The organism is Bradyrhizobium sp. BR 10289 (assembly GCF_019455385.1).
In the GTDB taxonomy this organism is placed as follows: domain Bacteria; phylum Pseudomonadota; class Alphaproteobacteria; order Rhizobiales; family Xanthobacteraceae; genus Bradyrhizobium.
The window spans coordinates 121,068-137,550 of sequence record NZ_JACOFR010000009.1 but is presented as its reverse complement, the minus strand read 5'-3'; the positions used below and the strand labels follow the sequence as shown (position 1 = coordinate 137,550).

At 65.6% G+C, this 16,483-nt stretch carries 16 protein-coding genes; 7 read left to right on the top strand and 9 right to left on the bottom strand.

Annotated elements, in window-relative coordinates:
• The first annotated feature begins 134 nt into the window (after positions 1-134).
• The 6 genes from HYH08_RS17525 to HYH08_RS17500 all read left to right on the top strand — a co-directional run bounded on the left by HYH08_RS17525 (position 135) and on the right by HYH08_RS17500 (position 4,886).
• Positions 135-1,085, top strand: a complete 951-nt coding sequence (locus HYH08_RS17525) for a sulfonate ABC transporter substrate-binding protein (RefSeq protein ID WP_220011048.1) — start codon at positions 135-137, stop codon at positions 1,083-1,085.
• A gap of 136 nt (positions 1,086-1,221) precedes the next feature.
• Entirely contained in the window at positions 1,222-2,391 is a 1,170-nt protein-coding gene (gene ssuD, locus HYH08_RS17520; RefSeq protein WP_220011047.1) for an FMNH2-dependent alkanesulfonate monooxygenase, read from the top strand.
• Positions 2,388-3,194, top strand: a complete 807-nt coding sequence (gene ssuC / locus HYH08_RS17515; RefSeq protein ID WP_220011046.1) for an aliphatic sulfonate ABC transporter permease SsuC — start codon at positions 2,388-2,390, stop codon at positions 3,192-3,194. Before ssuD ends, ssuC begins: the two co-directional genes overlap by 4 nt.
• A 7-nt stretch (positions 3,195-3,201) precedes the next feature.
• Entirely contained in the window at positions 3,202-4,041 is an 840-nt protein-coding gene (locus tag HYH08_RS17510; protein ID WP_220011045.1) for an ATP-binding cassette domain-containing protein, read from the top strand.
• Positions 4,042-4,073: 32 nt separating this feature from the next.
• Positions 4,074-4,655 carry a flavin reductase family protein gene (locus HYH08_RS17505; RefSeq protein ID WP_220011044.1) on the top strand — a complete coding sequence of 194 codons (582 nt, stop codon included), beginning with the start codon at positions 4,074-4,076 and terminating at the stop codon, positions 4,653-4,655.
• 75 nt (positions 4,656-4,730) lie between these two features.
• Positions 4,731-4,886 (top strand): hypothetical protein, encoded by a 156-nt coding sequence (locus HYH08_RS17500; protein ID WP_220011043.1) that lies wholly within the window; start codon positions 4,731-4,733, stop codon positions 4,884-4,886.
• 28 nt (positions 4,887-4,914) lie between these two features.
• Here HYH08_RS17500 and HYH08_RS17495 read toward each other — a convergent pair whose 3' ends face one another.
• The 9 genes from HYH08_RS17495 to HYH08_RS17455 form a co-directional block, all read right to left on the bottom strand.
• The gene (locus HYH08_RS17495; RefSeq protein ID WP_220011042.1) at positions 4,915-6,063 is read right to left on the bottom strand and encodes a M20 family metallopeptidase; all 1,149 of its coding nucleotides are present in this window, start codon (positions 6,061-6,063) and stop codon (positions 4,915-4,917) included.
• Positions 6,064-6,387: 324 nt separating this feature from the next.
• Positions 6,388-7,773 carry a sigma-54-dependent transcriptional regulator FlbD gene (flbD, locus tag HYH08_RS17490; protein ID WP_220011041.1) on the bottom strand — a complete coding sequence of 462 codons (1,386 nt, stop codon included), beginning with the start codon at positions 7,771-7,773 and terminating at the stop codon, positions 6,388-6,390.
• A gap of 58 nt (positions 7,774-7,831) precedes the next feature.
• Positions 7,832-8,182: a flagellar motor switch protein FliN gene (gene fliN / locus HYH08_RS17485; protein ID WP_220011040.1), complete on the bottom strand. Its 351-nt coding sequence runs from the start codon at positions 8,180-8,182 to the stop codon at positions 7,832-7,834.
• A gap of 3 nt (positions 8,183-8,185) precedes the next feature.
• Positions 8,186-8,809 (bottom strand): FliH/SctL family protein, encoded by a 624-nt coding sequence (locus HYH08_RS17480; RefSeq protein ID WP_220011039.1) that lies wholly within the window; start codon positions 8,807-8,809, stop codon positions 8,186-8,188.
• A complete protein-coding gene (fliG, locus tag HYH08_RS17475) occupies positions 8,809-9,906 on the bottom strand; it encodes a flagellar motor switch protein FliG (RefSeq protein WP_220011038.1) in 1,098 nt (365 codons plus the stop codon). Before fliG ends, HYH08_RS17480 begins: the two co-directional genes overlap by 1 nt.
• Before the next feature lie 32 nt (positions 9,907-9,938).
• Positions 9,939-11,552 (bottom strand): flagellar basal-body MS-ring/collar protein FliF, encoded by a 1,614-nt coding sequence (fliF, locus tag HYH08_RS17470; RefSeq protein WP_220011037.1) that lies wholly within the window; start codon positions 11,550-11,552, stop codon positions 9,939-9,941.
• A 188-nt stretch (positions 11,553-11,740) separates the two neighbouring features.
• Positions 11,741-12,016, bottom strand: coding sequence for a CtrA inhibitor SciP (gene sciP / locus HYH08_RS17465; protein WP_002714638.1), 276 nt, complete (start codon positions 12,014-12,016; stop codon positions 11,741-11,743).
• Between the two features lie 374 nt (positions 12,017-12,390).
• The gene (locus tag HYH08_RS17460; RefSeq protein WP_220011036.1) at positions 12,391-13,107 is read right to left on the bottom strand and encodes a flagellar hook assembly protein FlgD; all 717 of its coding nucleotides are present in this window, start codon (positions 13,105-13,107) and stop codon (positions 12,391-12,393) included.
• Positions 13,108-13,120: 13 nt separating this feature from the next.
• Positions 13,121-14,755 carry a flagellar hook-length control protein FliK gene (locus HYH08_RS17455; protein WP_220011035.1) on the bottom strand — a complete coding sequence of 545 codons (1,635 nt, stop codon included), beginning with the start codon at positions 14,753-14,755 and terminating at the stop codon, positions 13,121-13,123.
• 350 nt (positions 14,756-15,105) lie between these two features.
• On the opposite strand from HYH08_RS17455, the gene mnmA reads away from it, so the two are divergent.
• Positions 15,106-16,287, top strand: a complete 1,182-nt coding sequence (gene mnmA, locus HYH08_RS17450) for a tRNA 2-thiouridine(34) synthase MnmA (RefSeq protein ID WP_220011034.1) — start codon at positions 15,106-15,108, stop codon at positions 16,285-16,287.
• The last annotated feature ends 196 nt before the right edge of the window (positions 16,288-16,483 follow it).

Below are 16,483 nucleotides of genomic sequence, written 5' to 3'. Positions count from 1 at the left end.
GAAAGATTAATCACGCGCTCCGCCACAAGCGCAGTGCTCGCATCGCTATTTTCCCCGGTGTCTCGACAGCTTTCCCGCTCCGCACCATCATTCTCCAAACGCCAATGACGGCCGTGCGCGGCCGGGAGCCTGGAATGCAGCGTCGTGACTTTCTGAAACTGTCCGTTGGAGCCGCAGCCGCCGCGGCCTTTGCGCCGCGCGCGAGCGCACAGGGCGCGCTGAAGGAAATTCGTATCGGCTACCAGAAGAACGGCGTGCTGGTCATCACGCGCCAGCAGGCCGCCTTGGAAAAACATTTCTCCGCGCAAGGCATCGAGGTGAAATGGGTCGAGTTCTCCTCCGGCCCGCCGATGATGGAGGCGATGAACGTCGGCAGCGTCGATTACGGCGCGGTCGGCGATTCCCCGCCGGTGTTCGCGCAGGCCGCGGGAGCTGCGATCGTCTATGCCGCCGCCCAGCCCATCGTCAACGGCCAGGGCATTTTGGTCCCGAAGGATTCGTCGATCCGTGAGATCGCCGACCTCAAGGGCAAGCGCATCGGTTTCACCAAGGGCTCCAGCGCCCACAATGTCGTGGTGCAGACGCTGGAGAAGGCCGGCCTCACCTATGCCGACATCACGCCGGTTTATCTGACGCCGCCGGATGCAGGCCCTGCCTTCGCCAATGGCAGTATCGACGCCTGGGCGATCTGGGATCCTTATTTCGCGATCGGCGAGACCAAGCAGAACGGCCGTATCCTGATCAATGCGCGCGACGTCACCAAGACCAACTCCTTCTTCATCGCCAACCGCGATTTCGCCAAGAACAACGGTGCGATCCTCCAGCAGATCGTCGACGTGACCGCCGCCTCGGCAAAATGGGCGGAGCAGAACCGCGACGAGGTCGCCAAATCACTGGCGGCGATCACCGGCGTGCCGCTGGACATCCAGACCGTTGCGGCCAAGCGCGCGGGCTTCGCCGTGGTTCCCGTCACCGACGACATCATCGTGACCCAGCAGGGCGTCGCCGACCGCTTCGCCAAGCTCGGCCTGATCCCGAAGCCGATCGTCATCCGCGACATCGTCTGGCGCAACCCGGCGGCCTGAACCGTGCCGACCAGCCTTCCCAATTCAAGAGGTGTGAACATGAGGCGCATCGCTCAACGCGTGATCGCAGCCATCGCCCTGTCGGTCGGCATCGTCGCCGCCGCCGTCGGCACGACTTACGGCTAGGAGCTCGTCCATGACCAAGAGCAACAGCAAGAGCAACATCCTCTGGTTCCTGCCGACCCATGGCGACGGCCGCTATCTCGGCACCGGCATCGGCGGCCGCGAGGTCAATTTCAACTATCTGCGCCAGGTCGCGCAGGCCGCCGACCAGCTCGGCTATTTCGGCGTGCTGCTGCCGACCGGGCGGTCCTGCGAGGATTCCTGGATCGTCGCCTCCAGCGTCGCGCCGTTCACGGAACGGCTGCGCTATCTCGTGGCAGTCCGCCCCGGCCTGCAATCGCCGACCGTGGCCGCGCGCATGACCGCAACGCTCGATCGCATCACCAATGGCCGCCTGCTGATCAATGTCGTCACCGGCGGCGATCCGGTCGAGAACAAGGGCGACGGCATCTTCCTCGCGCACGACGAGCGCTACGAGGTCACCCGCGAGTTCCTCAACGTCTATGGTGACCTGCTCGCCGGCAAGACCGTCGACGTCGAGGGCAAGCACATTCACGTCGAGGGCGGCAAGCTGCTCTTCCCGCCGGTGCAGTCGCCGCGTCCTCCGCTTTATTTCGGCGGCTCGTCGGATGCCGGCATCGACGTCGCCGTCGACACAGTCGACAAATATCTCACCTGGGGCGAGCCGCCGGCGCAGGTCGCCGAGAAGGTCGCGAAGGTGAGGGCGGCCGCCGAGGCGCGCGGCCGAAAGCTCTCCTTCGGCATCCGCCTTCACGTGATCGTCCGCGAGACCAACGAAGAAGCCTGGCGTGCGGCTAACGAGCTGATCAAGCATGTCAGCGACGAGACCATCGCGACGGCACAGAAGAACTTCGCCCGCATGGATTCCGTGGGCCAGCAGCGCATGGCGCAGCTCCATGGCGGCAAGCGCGACAAGCTCGAGATCGCCCCGAACCTGTGGGCCGGTGTCGGCCTCGTGCGCGGCGGCGCCGGCACCGCGCTTGTCGGCGACGCGAAGACGGTCGCGGCGCGCATCAAGGAGTATCAGGACATCGGCATCGATACCTTCATCATGTCGGGCTATCCGCATCTGGAGGAAGCCTATCGCTTCGCCGAGCTGGTGTTCCCGCTGCTCTCGCTCGACCTGCCGAGCAACGTGACCAAGCTGCATTTCAACGGCGGACCTTTTGGTGAAACCGTCGGCAGCGATTACCGTCCGCAGCAGCGAGTGTCCGAGTCATGAGCCTGATCGACAGCGTTTCCCTCCCGCGCAATTTCCGCCTGCCGCGCGTCGACGGCCTGGTCCAGTGGATCGTGCCGCTCGCCATCGTCGCGATCTGGCAAATCGCCTGCGTCACCGGCTTCGTGCCGGTTCGCGTGCTGCCGGCGCCGAGCGACGTCGCGCTCGCCGGCTGGAAGTTGCTGCTCTCCGGCGAGCTGGTCCGCAACATCTGGGTCTCGTTCTGGCGCGCCTCGATCGGCTTCCTGATCGGCGGCAGCATCGGCTTCGCCTTCGGTCTCGCCAACGGCCTGTCGCGGCTGTCGGCCAAGCTCACCGACACCACGCTGCAGATGGTGCGCAACGTGCCGCATCTGGCGCTGATCCCGCTCGTCATCCTGTGGTTCGGCATCGACGAGAGCGCAAAGCTGTTTCTCGTTGCGCTCGGCGTGTTTTTCCCGATCTACCTCAACACGCTGCACGGCATCCGCACCGTCGATCCGCAGCTGATCGAGATGGGCCGCATCTACGGCATGACCGACAGCGAGCTGTTCCGCCGCGTGATCTTCCCGGGCGCGCTGCCCTCGATCTTCGTCGGCATCCGCTTTGCGCTCGGCATCATGTGGCTGACGCTGATCGTCGCCGAGACCATCGCGGCCTCCTCCGGCCTCGGCTACATGGCGATGCAGGCGCGCGAGTTCATGCTGATCGACGTCGTCGTGCTCTCGATCCTGATTTACGCGCTGCTCGGCAAGCTCGCCGACAGCGCCTCCCGCGTGCTGGAGCGCCTGACGCTCTCCTGGCACCCCGCCTTCCAGAAACGTTGAGAGAAACATGCAGACAGCGCTTCGTACGGCTCTTCCCGAAACCGAGCTCGCCGGCCGCGCCAATTTCGCGCCCCACGCCCGCGTGGCGCGCGAAGAACGTCCAGTCCAGGGCAGCGGCCTGCCGCTCACCATCCGCGGCCTGCGCAAATCCTTCGGCGACAACGAGGTGCTGCGCGGCATCGACCTGCACATTCCGGCCGGCCAGTTCGTTGCCATCGTGGGAAAGAGCGGTTGCGGCAAGAGCACGCTGCTGCGCCTCATCGCCGGCCTCGAAAAGATTGATTCCGGCAGCATCAGCTTCGGCGATGCGGCAGTCCAGCCCGAGGACATCCGCGTGATGTTCCAGGAGCCGCGGCTGCTGCCCTGGGCCCGCGTGCTCTCCAATGTCGAGGTCGGCCTCGGCCGCGATCGTGCTTCGAAAGACGCGCATGCCCGTGCCGAGCAGGCGCTGACCGAGGTCGGACTGACCGACAAGCGGGACCAATGGCCGTCGGTGCTGTCAGGCGGCCAGAAGCAGCGCGTCGCGCTTGCTCGCGCGCTGGTGTCCCGTCCGCGGGTGCTCGCCTTCGACGAGCCGCTCGGCGCGCTGGACGCGCTGACCCGCATCTCGATGCAGCGCCTGCTGGAGCGGGTCTGGCGCGACCAGGGCTTTACCGCGATCCTGGTCACCCATGACGTGGCCGAGGCGGTCGCCCTAGCCGATCGTGTGCTCGTGATCGACGAGGGCCGGATCGCCCATGACGTCGTGGTTAACGCCGGCCGGCCGCGCGAACGCGGCTCTGCCGAATTGGCAAGCCTCGAAGCCTCAATTTTGAGCCACCTTTTGTCGGCGGAAGATCGTACCTAGATACAAGGGAACCCCGCGTCGGGGACCATGCCATGAATGTAGTGCCCCGCGATCTCATGACCGAAACCGTCGTCTCGTCTGCCGATTTCCGCGGCGCCATGCGCCACCTCACCGGCGGCGTCAGCATCATCACCGTCGGGCGGGGCAAGGATATCACGGGCATGACCGTTACGTCCGTAACCTCGCTGTCGGTCGAGCCGCCGACGCTGCTGGTCAGCATCAACCGCGATGCCTCGTCCTTCCCGCTGATCAAGCGCTACGGCGCCTTCGGCGTGAACATGCTTGCGGCCGACCAGCTCGACGTCGCCGAGCGCTTTGCCGGCAAGGGCGGGCTGAAAGGCGCCGATCGTTTTCCGGGCAGCCAGTGGGTGACGGCGGTGTCCGGCGTTCCGCTGCTGGTCGGCGCGTTGTCGGCCGTCGACTGCGAGGTCGAGGAGATCGTCGAGCGCCATTCGCACGGCATCGTCATCGGTCGTGTCAGGTCCGTCAGGAATTCGACCCGCAACGCCGCGCTGGCGTATTGGCACGGCCAGTATGTCGCGGTCGACCAGGACGAAGATGCGGCCAGGCTCGCGGACGTCAGCGTTCCCACGCACAGCCGGCGCGGCGTTTGATCGCTGGCCTTTTCCGTCTCATCGCTCTAGAAGCCCCCTGAGCCGTCCCCTGCGGGACGGCCAGGGAGCGGACCAATGAAGCGCGTTGCGACGATCGCCTTCTACGCCATCGGCGCGCTGGCGATCGCGTATCTTGCGTTGTATGCGTACGCGATGTTGAGCGGCCAGCCGATCGTGCCGGGCGACCCCATCCACATCTTCCGCAAGCCGGACGCGCCGAGCTATTCGTGAGACTCGGGAGGTCTTACGGCAGCTTCATTCACCCCCGCAAAATCGCCAAGGCCAGCGCCTGCGCGCGCGGCACGATGCTGTCGATCTCGAGATATTCCTCCGGCGTGTGCGCGAGGCCGCCGACTGGCCCGAGCCCGCAAATCGTCGGCGTGCCCACCGCGGCGGTGAAGCCGGAATCGGCACAGCCGCCGGAGAACTCGCCCTGCAGCGTGGTGAGGCCGACCTTCCTGGCTGCCGCCTGATAGTTTTCGAACAGCGCCTTGGACTCCGCGCTCTGCACCACCGGCACGAACTCGCCCTTGATCGTCAGCGTCGCGCTGGTGCCCGGCACGTAAGAGGTCGCGATGATGTTCTCGATCGCGCCCATGATCCGGGCCCGATCGGCTGGATCGACATAGCGCAGGTCGATCTGGCCCTCGGCATAGGGCGCCGTGGTGTTGACGGACTGCCCGCCCGAGACGAGGCCGACATTGAGCGTGATGCCCTTGTCGAGATCGGTCAGCGCGTGGATGTGGACGATCTTCTGCGCAAGCTCGCCGATCGCGCTGACACCGGCGGCGAAGTTGGCGCCGGAATGCGCGGCCTTGCCGGTGATGGCCATGTGCATGAAGATGCCGCCCTTGCGCCCGGTCACGACATTGCCTGTGGGACGGCCAGGCTCGGAATTGAACACGGCGCGCGCGGCGCGCCCTTCGCGCTCGATCACGGGGCGGGAGGAGGGCGAGCCGATCTCCTCGTCCGAGGTGATCAGCAGCTTGATCGGATGCGGTGAGCCACCGAATTTGTGGAAGGCGGTGGCCACGAAAATGTTCATCACGACGCCGGACTTCATGTCGGCAACGCCGGGACCATAGGCGCGGCCGTCCTTGATCGTGAACGGACGACGGCCGGCTTCGCCCTTGCCGAACACGGTGTCGCGATGGCCCATCAGCAGCACCGGCTTCTCGTTGCTGCCGGGCTTTGCCACCTCGGCATGGATCGCATCGCCGAACGTGGCATCGCTCTCGCGCTGGAACGGAATGCCATGCTCGGCAAAATGCCGCTCGAACCGCGCACCGACCGCATCGACGCCTTCCTTGTCATAGGACCCGGAATCGATATTCACGACATCGCGCAAGAGATCGATCATCGCCTGCCTCTGCGACGCCAGCCAGTCGGTGATTTGAGCTTCAGACATGTGGTCCCTCACGTGGTTCTCACGCGGGGTTATAGGGCCTGGCGAAGGCGCGACCTAGTCGCCGGACGCGGTGCGGCCATGTGTTCATGCCACAAGATCGAACCTTGTTGACCGTCACCCTGAGGTGGCCGCTTCTTCAGCGGCCCTCGAAGGGCGACGGCCCGGCTGCATCGGTGGCCGTGCATCCTTCGAGGCTGCGCGCGCGATACATTTGCATCGCGCGCTTCGCACCTCAGGATGACGGGGTTAGCGTTAACTCATTTCGCAAAACAAAAATGCCCGGGACCGGCCCGGGCATTCGTCGTCTCAACCAGCGTGGAGTCCTCACGCTCCTATCATCGGCATCCGCGGATATTCGCCCGGCGTGCCCGCCGGCGTGATCGGAATCCCGCCGTCGGCGTATTCGTTGAGCTTGTTGCGCAGCGTGCGGATCGAGATGCCCAGGATATTCGCGGCATGGGTGCGGTTGCCTAGGCAGTGCTTCAGCGTTTCCAGGATCAGGTCGCGCTCGACATCGGCGACCGTGCGCCCCACCAGCGCGCGCGTCACCTGCTCGGCGGCCATGGTCGCATGCGCCACCGCGGGGGCGGTCTTGGCGAGGTCCAGGCGGTCGCCGTCGGGGGTGATGATCGCGTCCGGGCCGATCTCGTCGCCCTGCGCCATCAGCACCGCGCGGTGCATGGTGTTTTCGAGCTCGCGGACGTTGCCCTGCCAGCGGTTGACCGAGAGCACGCGGCGCGCCTCCGCCGAGATCGGGCGCATCGGCACGCCATTGGCTTCGGCATATTTCTTCACGAAGTGCTGGGCGAGCTCGAGGATGTCGGCGGGGCGCTCGCGCAGCGGCGGGATCTTCAGGTTCACGACGTTGAGGCGGAACAGCAGATCCTCGCGGAACGTGCCTTCGCGCACGGCCTCGGCGAGGTTGCGGTTCGAGGTCGCGATGATGCGGATGTCGACCGGGACCGGCTTGGTGCCGCCGACGCGGTCGATCACGCGCTCCTGGATGGCGCGGAGCAGTTTTGATTGCAGGCGGACGTCCATCTCCGAGATTTCGTCCAGCAGCAGCGTGCCGCCGGTCGCTTCCTCGAACTTGCCGATGCGCCGTGCGACCGCGCCGGTGAAGGCGCCCTTCTCATGGCCGAACAATTCGGATTCCAGGAGGTGCTCGGGGATCGCGGCGCAGTTGATCGAGATGAACGGGCGCTTGGCGCGGGCCGAACGGGTGTGGACGTAGCGGGCCAGCACTTCCTTGCCGGTGCCGGATTCGCCCGTGATCATCACCGAGGCGTCGGAGCCTGCGATCTGCTGCGCGAGCTTGATAACCTTCGCCATGGCTTCGTCGCGGTAGACCAGCTCGCGGGAATCGTTGGCGACGGCGGCCAGCACGGCGGCGATCAGCTCCGGATCCGGCGGCAACGGGATGTATTCCTTGGCGCCGGCGTGGATCGCGGCAACTGCGGCGCGGGCGTCGTTGGTGATGCCGCAGGCGACGATCGGGGCGTGGATGTGCTCGGCCTCGAGCCGCAGCACGAGGTCGCGGATGTCGAGGGCGACGTCGACCAGCAGCAGGTCGGCGCCCTTGCCGCCGCGCAGCACCCGCATCGCCTGCTCGTGATCCTCGGCGTGGGTCACGGTCGCGCCGTTGTCCATCGCGATCTTGGTGGCGGTGGTGAGCTGGCCCTTCAATGTGCCAACGATGAGAAGCCGCATGTCAGTCTCCTGTCCGTCTGGTCGCGCTGCCGCGCGTTAGTCCTTGCAGTTGCACCAGCTAGCTGCGTTCGGTCTTGATGATTTCGGTCATGGTCACGCCGAGCTTGTCCTCGACCAGCACGACTTCGCCGCGGGCGACCAGCTTGTTGTTGACGTAGATGTCGATGGCCTCGCCGACGCGGCGGTCGAGCTCGAGCACGGTGCCGGGCCCGAGCTTGAGCAGCTCGCTGACGTCCATCTTGGAGCGGCCGAGCACGGCCGAAACCTGCACCGGAACGTCGAACACGGCTTCCAGATCGGCGGCGGCGCGGGCCGCATATTCGTCCTCGCTGTAGCCGACATCGGCGCCGGCAGGCGGCATCGGGCCGTTGAGATCGGGCAGCGGGACCTGTCCGTCGGTGTCGCTCATGATTTAGCTCCCCCTCCGGGACGCGATATAGCGTCCAACCATTTCGTCGATCTTGGCCGCGATAGCGGCGCGCTCCAGCACGATGCCGCCATCGGCCCATTCGATCCGGCAATCGCCGGTGGCGATCTCGGGCTCGGCGAGGATCACGAGGCGCCCCTCGAAACCGCTCTGCTTGGCGAGCCGCTCGATCTTTTCGCGTGCACTGTCGTAGAGCGCATCGTTGATGCGGACGACGAGATGCGGCGTTGCGACCAGATGCGAGAAGCAGTCCTTGACCAGCGCCATGATCTCGCCGAGCGGTTCGGCGGCGACGAGGTCGGCGCACAGCTTGCGCGCCACCGCAATCGCGACCTCGACCGCCTCGGTCTCCATCTTGGTCTCGATGCTGCCGATGCCGGCGGCGACGCCCCTGATGCCGATATTGATCTCTTCCATGGCGAGCGCGACGCGGCGGTCGCTCTCGGCCTTGGCCTCGCGCTGCCCGGCGGCAAAGCCGTCCTGATAGGCGCGCGCCTCGGCTTCCGCGACCTTTTGGGCGATCTCGGCGGCGGTCGCGGCCTTCTCGCGCGGCGAGCGCTCGGGCGCCGCGAAGTCGGTGTCGAACAGGAATTTTGCCGGAGCCGCCATCAATACACCAGTTCGTCGTCAGCGCGGTTCTTGGTCAGCATGATCTCGCCCTTGGCGGCGAGGTCCTTGGCGAGGTTGACCAGCAGCGCCTGGGCCTCGTCGACGTCGCGCAGGCGCACCGGGCCCATTGCGGCCATGTCGTCCTGGAGCATTTTCGCCGCGCGGGAGGACATGTTGCCGAAGAAGAAGTTGCGGACGTCCTCGTTGGCGCTCTTCAGCGCGACGCCGAGCTTGTCCTTGTCGACGTTGCGCATCAGGGTCTGGGCCGAGCCGGAATCGAGCTTGATGAGATCGTCGAAGGTGAACATCAGCGCCTTGATGCGCTCGGCGGACTCGCGGTTCTCTTCTTCGAGCGAGGTGATGAAGCGGGTTTCGGTCTGGCGGTCGAAATTGTTGAAGATTTCCGCCATCACCTCGTGGGCGTCGCGGCGGCGGGTCTGCGACAGATTGGACATGAATTCAGTGCGCAGCGTCTTCTCCACGCTCTCGATCACCTCCTTCTGCACCGCTTCCATCTTCAGCATGCGGTTGACGACGTCGAGCGCGAGGTCCTCGGGGAAGATGCCGAGCACGCGGGCGGCGTGCTCCGGCTTCAGCTTCGAGAGCACCACCGCGATGGTCTGCGGATATTCGTTCTTGAGGTAGTTGGCGAGCACCTCTTCCTGCACGTTGGAGAGCTTCTCCCACATGTTGCGCCCCGCTGGGCCGCGAATCTCGTCCATGATGCCGTTGACGCGCTCGGGCGGCAGGTACTGCTGGAGCAGGCGCTCGGTGGCGTCGAAATTGCCCATCAGCGCGCCCGAGGCCGACATGCGCGAGACGAATTCGAGCAGCATGTCCTCGACCGTGTCGACCTCGACGGTGCCGAGCGTCGACATTTCCAGCGACAGCTGGCGCACCTCGTCGTCGTCGAGCAGGCTCCAGATCTTGCCGCCATATTGCTCGCCCAGCGCCAGCATCAGGATCGCGGCACGACGCGGACCGGACAGCTGCGCGGCACCCTGGCCGCTCTTGGCGCGGTCGCCGGCGCGCTGGCCGAGCGTGGAGATCACGCTGGTGATGTCGTTGGAGTTGGCGTTTTGCAGTGAGGCGGCCATGTCAGATCACTTCTTGATTCACTTGGCTTAAGTTATTTGGTGGGCTCGGTGAGCCACTGGCGGATGATGGCGACGGTTTCGTTGGGGTTACGCTCGGCGAGCTCGCCGACGCGATGAACGGACTGGGCGTGGACCTGGCCCTGAATGGTGGCGACGTCGATGGCGCTGGCAGCGCCGCCCGGCAGGAGCGGCTGGCCGGCGGCGGGCGCGGCCTCTTCCGAAGCGGCCGGGCCGGCGAGAACGCCGGAAATGGCGGCGGCGACTTCGTCGGAGGCGAGGATGCGCTTGACCAGCGGGCGGATCACCATGAAGAGCACGACGAGGCCGAGCAGCATCATCACGCCGAGCTCGACGAAGTACATGACGTCGTCTTTGGTGAACTGAAGCATGCCGAGGAAGCCCGAGGGCTCGCCGATCGGAGCGGTGGAGGGGGCGTCGGCGAAGCGCAGGTTCACGACCTCGACCTGATCGCCGCGCTTCTGGTCGAAGCCGATCGCGGAGCGAACCAGGGTGGCGATGCGGTCGAGCTGCTCCTTGGTGCGGTCGGTGTAGGCGAGTTCGCCCTTGTCGTTCTTGGTGTAGATGCCGTCGACCAGCACCGCGACCGAGATGCGGTTGACCCGGCCGGCCTCGGTCACCTCGGTCTTGGTGGTGCGGGAGATCTCGTAATTGTTGGTCTCCTCGGTCTTCTTGCTCTGGTCCTTGGCCGCCGCGCCGCCGTTTTGCTGCTGGCCCGGGAGCTCGTTGTTGACCGTGACCTGGCCGTTGGTATCGGCGGTCATGCTCTGCTCTTCGCGGGTCTGGCTCGAGCGCAGCACACGGCCTTCGGGATCGTATTTGTCCGAGGTCTGGGTGATCTTGTTGAAGTCGAAATCGGCGGAAAGCTGGACGCGGGCGCGGCCCGAGCCGACCACCGAGGAGACGATGTCCTCGACCTGTTTGCGCATCCGCTTCTCGAAGGCGGTACGGCGCTCGTCGCCGAGCGCCTGCTCCGGATCGGTGGCGGCGCCGTCGGCGAGCAGCTGACCGGCCTCGTCGACGATCGAGACGCGCTGCGGCTTCAGCCCGTTGACGGCGGAGGCGACGAGGTGGCGGATGGCGCGGATCTGCTGGGCTTCGAGCGAGCCGCGGACGCGGACCACGATCGAAGCCGAGGGCTCCGGCGCCTCGCGCGAGAACAGCGGGCGCTCGGGCAGCACGAGGTGGACGCGGGCGGCCTGGATGCGGTCGATGGCGCGGATGGTGCGGGCGAGCTCGCCCTCCAGCGCACGGAGATGATTGATGTTCTGGACGAAGGAGGTGGTGCCGAGCGCATCCGACTTGTCGAACACTTCGTAGCCAACGCCGCCGCCCTTGGGCAGGCCGCCCTCGGCAAGCTTCATGCGCAGGCGGGTGACCTTGTCCTTGGGCACCATGATGATGGTGCCCTCATTGCGGATCTCGAACTGGATGCCCTGGCGTTCCAGGTCCTTGATAATGCTGGACGAATCTTCAACCGAGAGGTCGGTGAACAGGGTGGTCATCTGCGGCGTCGTGACCCGCATGATGACGAACGCGAAAAAGCCGATGAGCGCGGCAGTGACCGCGATCATCGCCCCGAACCGGGCGGCGCCGATACCTTTTAAGAAGTCCGCAAGACCTTGCAAGCAACCGCCCCGAAACTTCGATCCGCACCCGAGCGGTCGACTGGGCAATTATTGCCTAGGTGATGGTTTCGATATGGTTAACGAAGGTTAAGAGGTGGGACAAAAGTGGCTCCAAAAGCCGATATGAAAAAAATCGGCCTCGCAGGGCGAGGCCGATTTTCGTCAAAAGCCGCAGATTTCCGGATCGCTTACTGGCGATATTGCTGAATGCGGGTGGTGCGAAGACCCGCCAGACCGTGCTGGTCGATGGAAAACTGCCAGGAGAGGAATTCGTCGACCGTCAGGGTATAACGGCTGCAGGCCTCTTCAAGGGACAGAAGGCCGCCGCGAACGGCAGCGACGACTTCGGCCTTGCGGCGGATGACCCAGCGTTTGGTGCCGGGTGCAGGCAGGTCAGCGATCGTCAGCGGACTGCCGTCCGGCCCGATGACGTATTTTACCCTCGGGCGATGGGGTTCTGTCATGGCGTACTCACAAACTCTCAACCACTGAACTCACATCGCAACCCTACGCGCGGCGGCTTAAAAATCCGCTAAGCCTAAGGCTTCAATACAATTCTCGTTGAAACTTGCGGGAACGCGGCTGGCCCTGCGGGCTAAAAATGCGGTTTCAGCCGGCCGAGCGGGGCAGAAGGTAAATACTTTACTAACGCCGAATGACTTTTGACGGGTCGGCGCGAGCACGGAACTCTATTCACCTCCCCCGAAGGGAGAGGTCGGATCGCATCGCAAGATGCGATCCGGGTGAGGGGTTACAGTCTCGCCGTATGCTGCGGCCCCTCACCCGGATTGCTGCGCAATCCGACCTCTCTCCGCTGGGGAGAGGTGGATCACGCGTCTCAATTGCTGCCGGTGGCGATGATGCTCTTGACCTGGCTCAGCGTGTAGCTGACACCGTCGATGTTGAGCAACGGCGGCGACTGGGTCAGGTCGACGGACGCCACGGTCCCCTGCACTTGGGCGGCGATGCCGACATTGTTGTTCGCGACGTCCTTGCCGGTGGCCGAGATCGTGTATTTGCCGTCGGGCCATTGTGTGCCGTCATTGCCCATCCCGTTCCAGGTGAAGGGAATGTCGGTGCCGGCCGCCGCGGTGTATTTCCCGGTGAATACCGTCTGCCCCGTGGAATTGGCGATCGTGATGTCCACGGTCGAGTCGGTCGGAACGTTGAGATGCCAGGTCGCCGACGACTTCGTCATGGTTGCGGTCGAACCGTCGACCAGGGCGGTCTTGCCGACGAAGCCGAGCGCCTGGGTCGCCTGCGTGGTCTGCTGCAGCGTGACCAGCTGGGACAGTGAATCGTTGGTCTTGAGCTGCTGCTCGACGCCGGCGAACTGCACCAGCTGCTGGGTGAACTGGTTGGTGTCGAGCGGATCCAGCGGGTTCTGGTTCTGCAGCTGCGTCGTCAGCAGCGTCAGGAAGGTCTGGAAATTGCCGGCGAGCGTCGCGCCCGTGTTCGAGCTGAGGCTCGAATTCGACTTGTCCGACGACGAGGTCTGCGTCGTGCCGGAGACGGGCGTCGGGGCGGTATTGGCGGCACCAGTCGTGGTGGTCATTTGCGCTTACTCCTCACACTCTGATGTCGACGCCGCTGCTCGATCCGAGCATACGGCCGTAGCCGCGCCCGACGGGTGCGGCGGTCACGGTCTCGTCCTCGCTGATGATCAGCCGGCGGGCATTGCCGCCATTGTCGTTGCTGTTCTGGCCGGATTGCTGGCCCGATGAATTCTGGTCGCGCAAGCTGAAGGACAGGCTGTTGCCTCCGGTCTTGAAGCCGGCATCGTCGAGCGCGCGCTGCAATTGCGGCGCGTCCTGCTTCAGCATCGCCAGCGTCTCCGGCTTCTCCACCGTCAGATGCGAGGTGACCTGGCCGTTGCGGTCGACATTGACGCGGACGTCGATGCGGCCGAGGTCGACCGGATCGAGGCTGATGTCGAACCGCGTCTTGCCGGCGCGCGCGGCGGCGGCGATCTCGATCGGGACGCCCGAGATCGGCACGGCGGTCGCATTCGGCGCGGTCGCGGTCAGCGTTGCCGTCGAAGCGGTCGCGGCGGAGGTGGTATTGGTCACCGGCGCCTGGATGGCGGACGCGGCTTGCGCGCTGGTGTCGGTCGTCGTCGGCACGGCAGCTTGCGCGGTCGCATGCGCGTGCGTGGTCGTGGTGGCGGGCGCAGCGTCGGCAGCGCCGGCCTTTGCATCGGCCTTTGCGTCGGCCGTGGCAGCGTCAGCCTGCGGCTTGGCGGCTTGCGCATGTGCGGCGTTGGCGGTCGCGGCCGGCGTCTGTGCGGCGGTCGTCTTGCTGGAGTCCTGGCCGATATTGGAGACATCGCTCCCGCCTTGCGCGGCGACTGCAGCCTTGAACGAGGTTTTTGGCGTACCCTGGTCCACGATGGCGGTCAGCCCGCCACTGGTCTTGGCATCGGTCGCGGTCGCATCGGTCGTGCCGGCGGCGGCATCGCCGAGCGTGCCCGTGGTGTCGGCATCGACCTTGGCGCCGGCCGCCTTGGCGCTCTTGTCGCCCGTCGTTTCGGTCTTGCCGCCGGCGATCTGCGCCGTGGTCGAGGCGCTGGCGGCGATGCCGGCGGCCGCGATCGTCAGCGGCGAGGAGGCGGTGCTGGCGGCCTGATCCGCGGCCGTGTTCGGATCGACCTGCACCATGGGCGTGGCGACCGGAACAGCGTTCGGATTAGGCGCGGCGGCCTGTGTCGCATCCCCTTGCGCAGTCGCCGCGGCATCGACGGCGGCGGCGAGCCCGTCGGTGCCCTCGGTCGCGCCATCCGTGGTCTTGTCGGATTTGTCAGTCGATTTGGTGTCGGAGGCCTCCGACTTGTCCTTGGCCTTGCCGTCGACCTTGGTCGCATCCTTGCCCTGATCCTTGGCCTGGTCCTTGGCGGGATCTGCAGTCGTGTCACTCTTGGCGGGCGCGGAATTGTCGGTGCTGCTGCTCGCCTGGCTCTGCGAGGAATTGTCCGCGGAGGAGGTGTCGCGCTTACCCTGATTGGACGCGGACGAATCGGTCCGGCGCGGCGCGGTGTCCTGGCTGGACGAGGACGCGCTGTTGCTGATCGCCTGGGTGTTGCTGTCGACCAGCGAGCCGAAGGCGTTGCTGGGGGAGGTGTCTTTCGAGCTCTGCGAGCGCGCAGGCTTTTGCTGCGCGCTCGAAACCTGAACGCTGGCAGCTAGATCTGACGAAACACCGACCACAGGCGACCCCTTGGAAACATCTTCGGCTGAAGGGGTAGCAAGGAGCGGGCCAGCCCCGCGATCTCTTATTTTTTTCAACTAAATCAATATCTTATATGCTTTGTACTGTCCCCGCGAGGCGCATTAAAACCCCGTCATTTCTGCCGCCTCGGCAAGAATTGCCCTAAGGCGGCAGCCCTCGTGATTGCTTCACCGGAATGCCGCCTATATTAAAGAGGCAGCTCTCAGCCGCTTTCGACCGGGCAGACCGTGCCCTTCGGGAACTCGCAAGGTTCTCGGGGATCGCCGATGTCCCGCCGGAAGCATCGAAATCGCGGATCGCCGAACGCCGCCGTCACACCTTGAAAGCCATGCTCAACAGTCTGGATCTCGAAGGCCGTCCTGAGGACACCAGGGTCGTCGTTGCCATGTCGGGCGGCGTCGACTCCTCGACGACGGCTGCGCTGTTGAAGGCCGAGGGCTATGACGTCGTCGGCATCACGCTGCAGCTCTACGACCACGGTGCGGCGACCCATCGCAAGGGCGCCTGTTGCGCCGGCCAGGACATCCACGACGCCCGCGACGTCGCGGCAAAACTCGGCATTCCCCATTACGTGCTCGACTACGAGGACCGCTTTCGCGAGTCCGTCATCGACAATTTCGCCGACAGCTACGCGCTCGGCGAGACGCCGGTGCCGTGCATCGAGTGCAACCGCTCCGTCAAGTTCCGCGACCTCCTGAAGACCGCGCGCGAGCTAGGGGCGCAGGCACTGGCCACCGGCCATTACGTCGCCTCGCGCCGCCGCGATGACGGCTCGCGCGCGCTGGTCTGCGCCGCCGACAGCGATCGCGACCAGAGCTACTTCCTGTTCGCGACTACGCAGGAGCAGCTCGACTTCCTGCGCTTCCCGCTCGGCGACATGACCAAGCCGCAGACGCGCGAGCTCGCGCGTCGCTACGGCCTGAGCGTGGCCGACAAGCACGATAGCCAGGACATCTGCTTCGTGCCGACGGGCCGCTACACCGACATCATCACGCGCCTGCGTCCGAACGCGATGGACCCCGGCGACATCGTTGATCTCGACGGGCGGGTGCTCGGCCAGCATCACGGCATCGCCAATTTCACTGTCGGCCAGCGCCGCGGTCTCGGCATCGCCGCGAGTGCGCCGCTGTTCGTTGTGCGCCTCGATGCCGCGGGCCGCCGCGTCGTCGTCGGCCCGCGCGATGCCTTGAAGATGCACCGCATCGCACTTCGCGACGTCAACTGGATCGGCGGCGGCGATATCGACCGTGCCATTGGCTCCGGCCTCGAACTGTTCGTGCGCGTGCGCTCGACGCGCGCGCCCCAGCCGGCCTGGCTGCGCGGCAGCGATGGTCATTACGAGGTCGAGCTCGTCGCCGGCGAAGAGGGCGTCTCGCCGGGACAAGCCTGCGTGTTCTACGACGCGCCCAGCGGGCAGGCGCGCGTGCTCGGCGGCGGTTTCATCCAGAGCGCTGCGGCGAAGGTCGGTGCGGCCACAGCGCGTCCGCTCGCGGAAGCCGTGCGCGGCTGATCTTGCCGAGTTCGAGCCCAGCTGTTACCGCGAAGGCAGTGCACCCCCTCTCCCGCCTGCGGGGGAGGGTTGGGGAGGGGGCTCTCTCCACCAGCGATATCTCGCGAGCGGAAAGAACCCTCACCCGCCACGCTCTTGCGAGCGTGTCGACCTCTCCCGCAAGCGGGAGAGGCACTACACCGAGTTCGCGACTGAC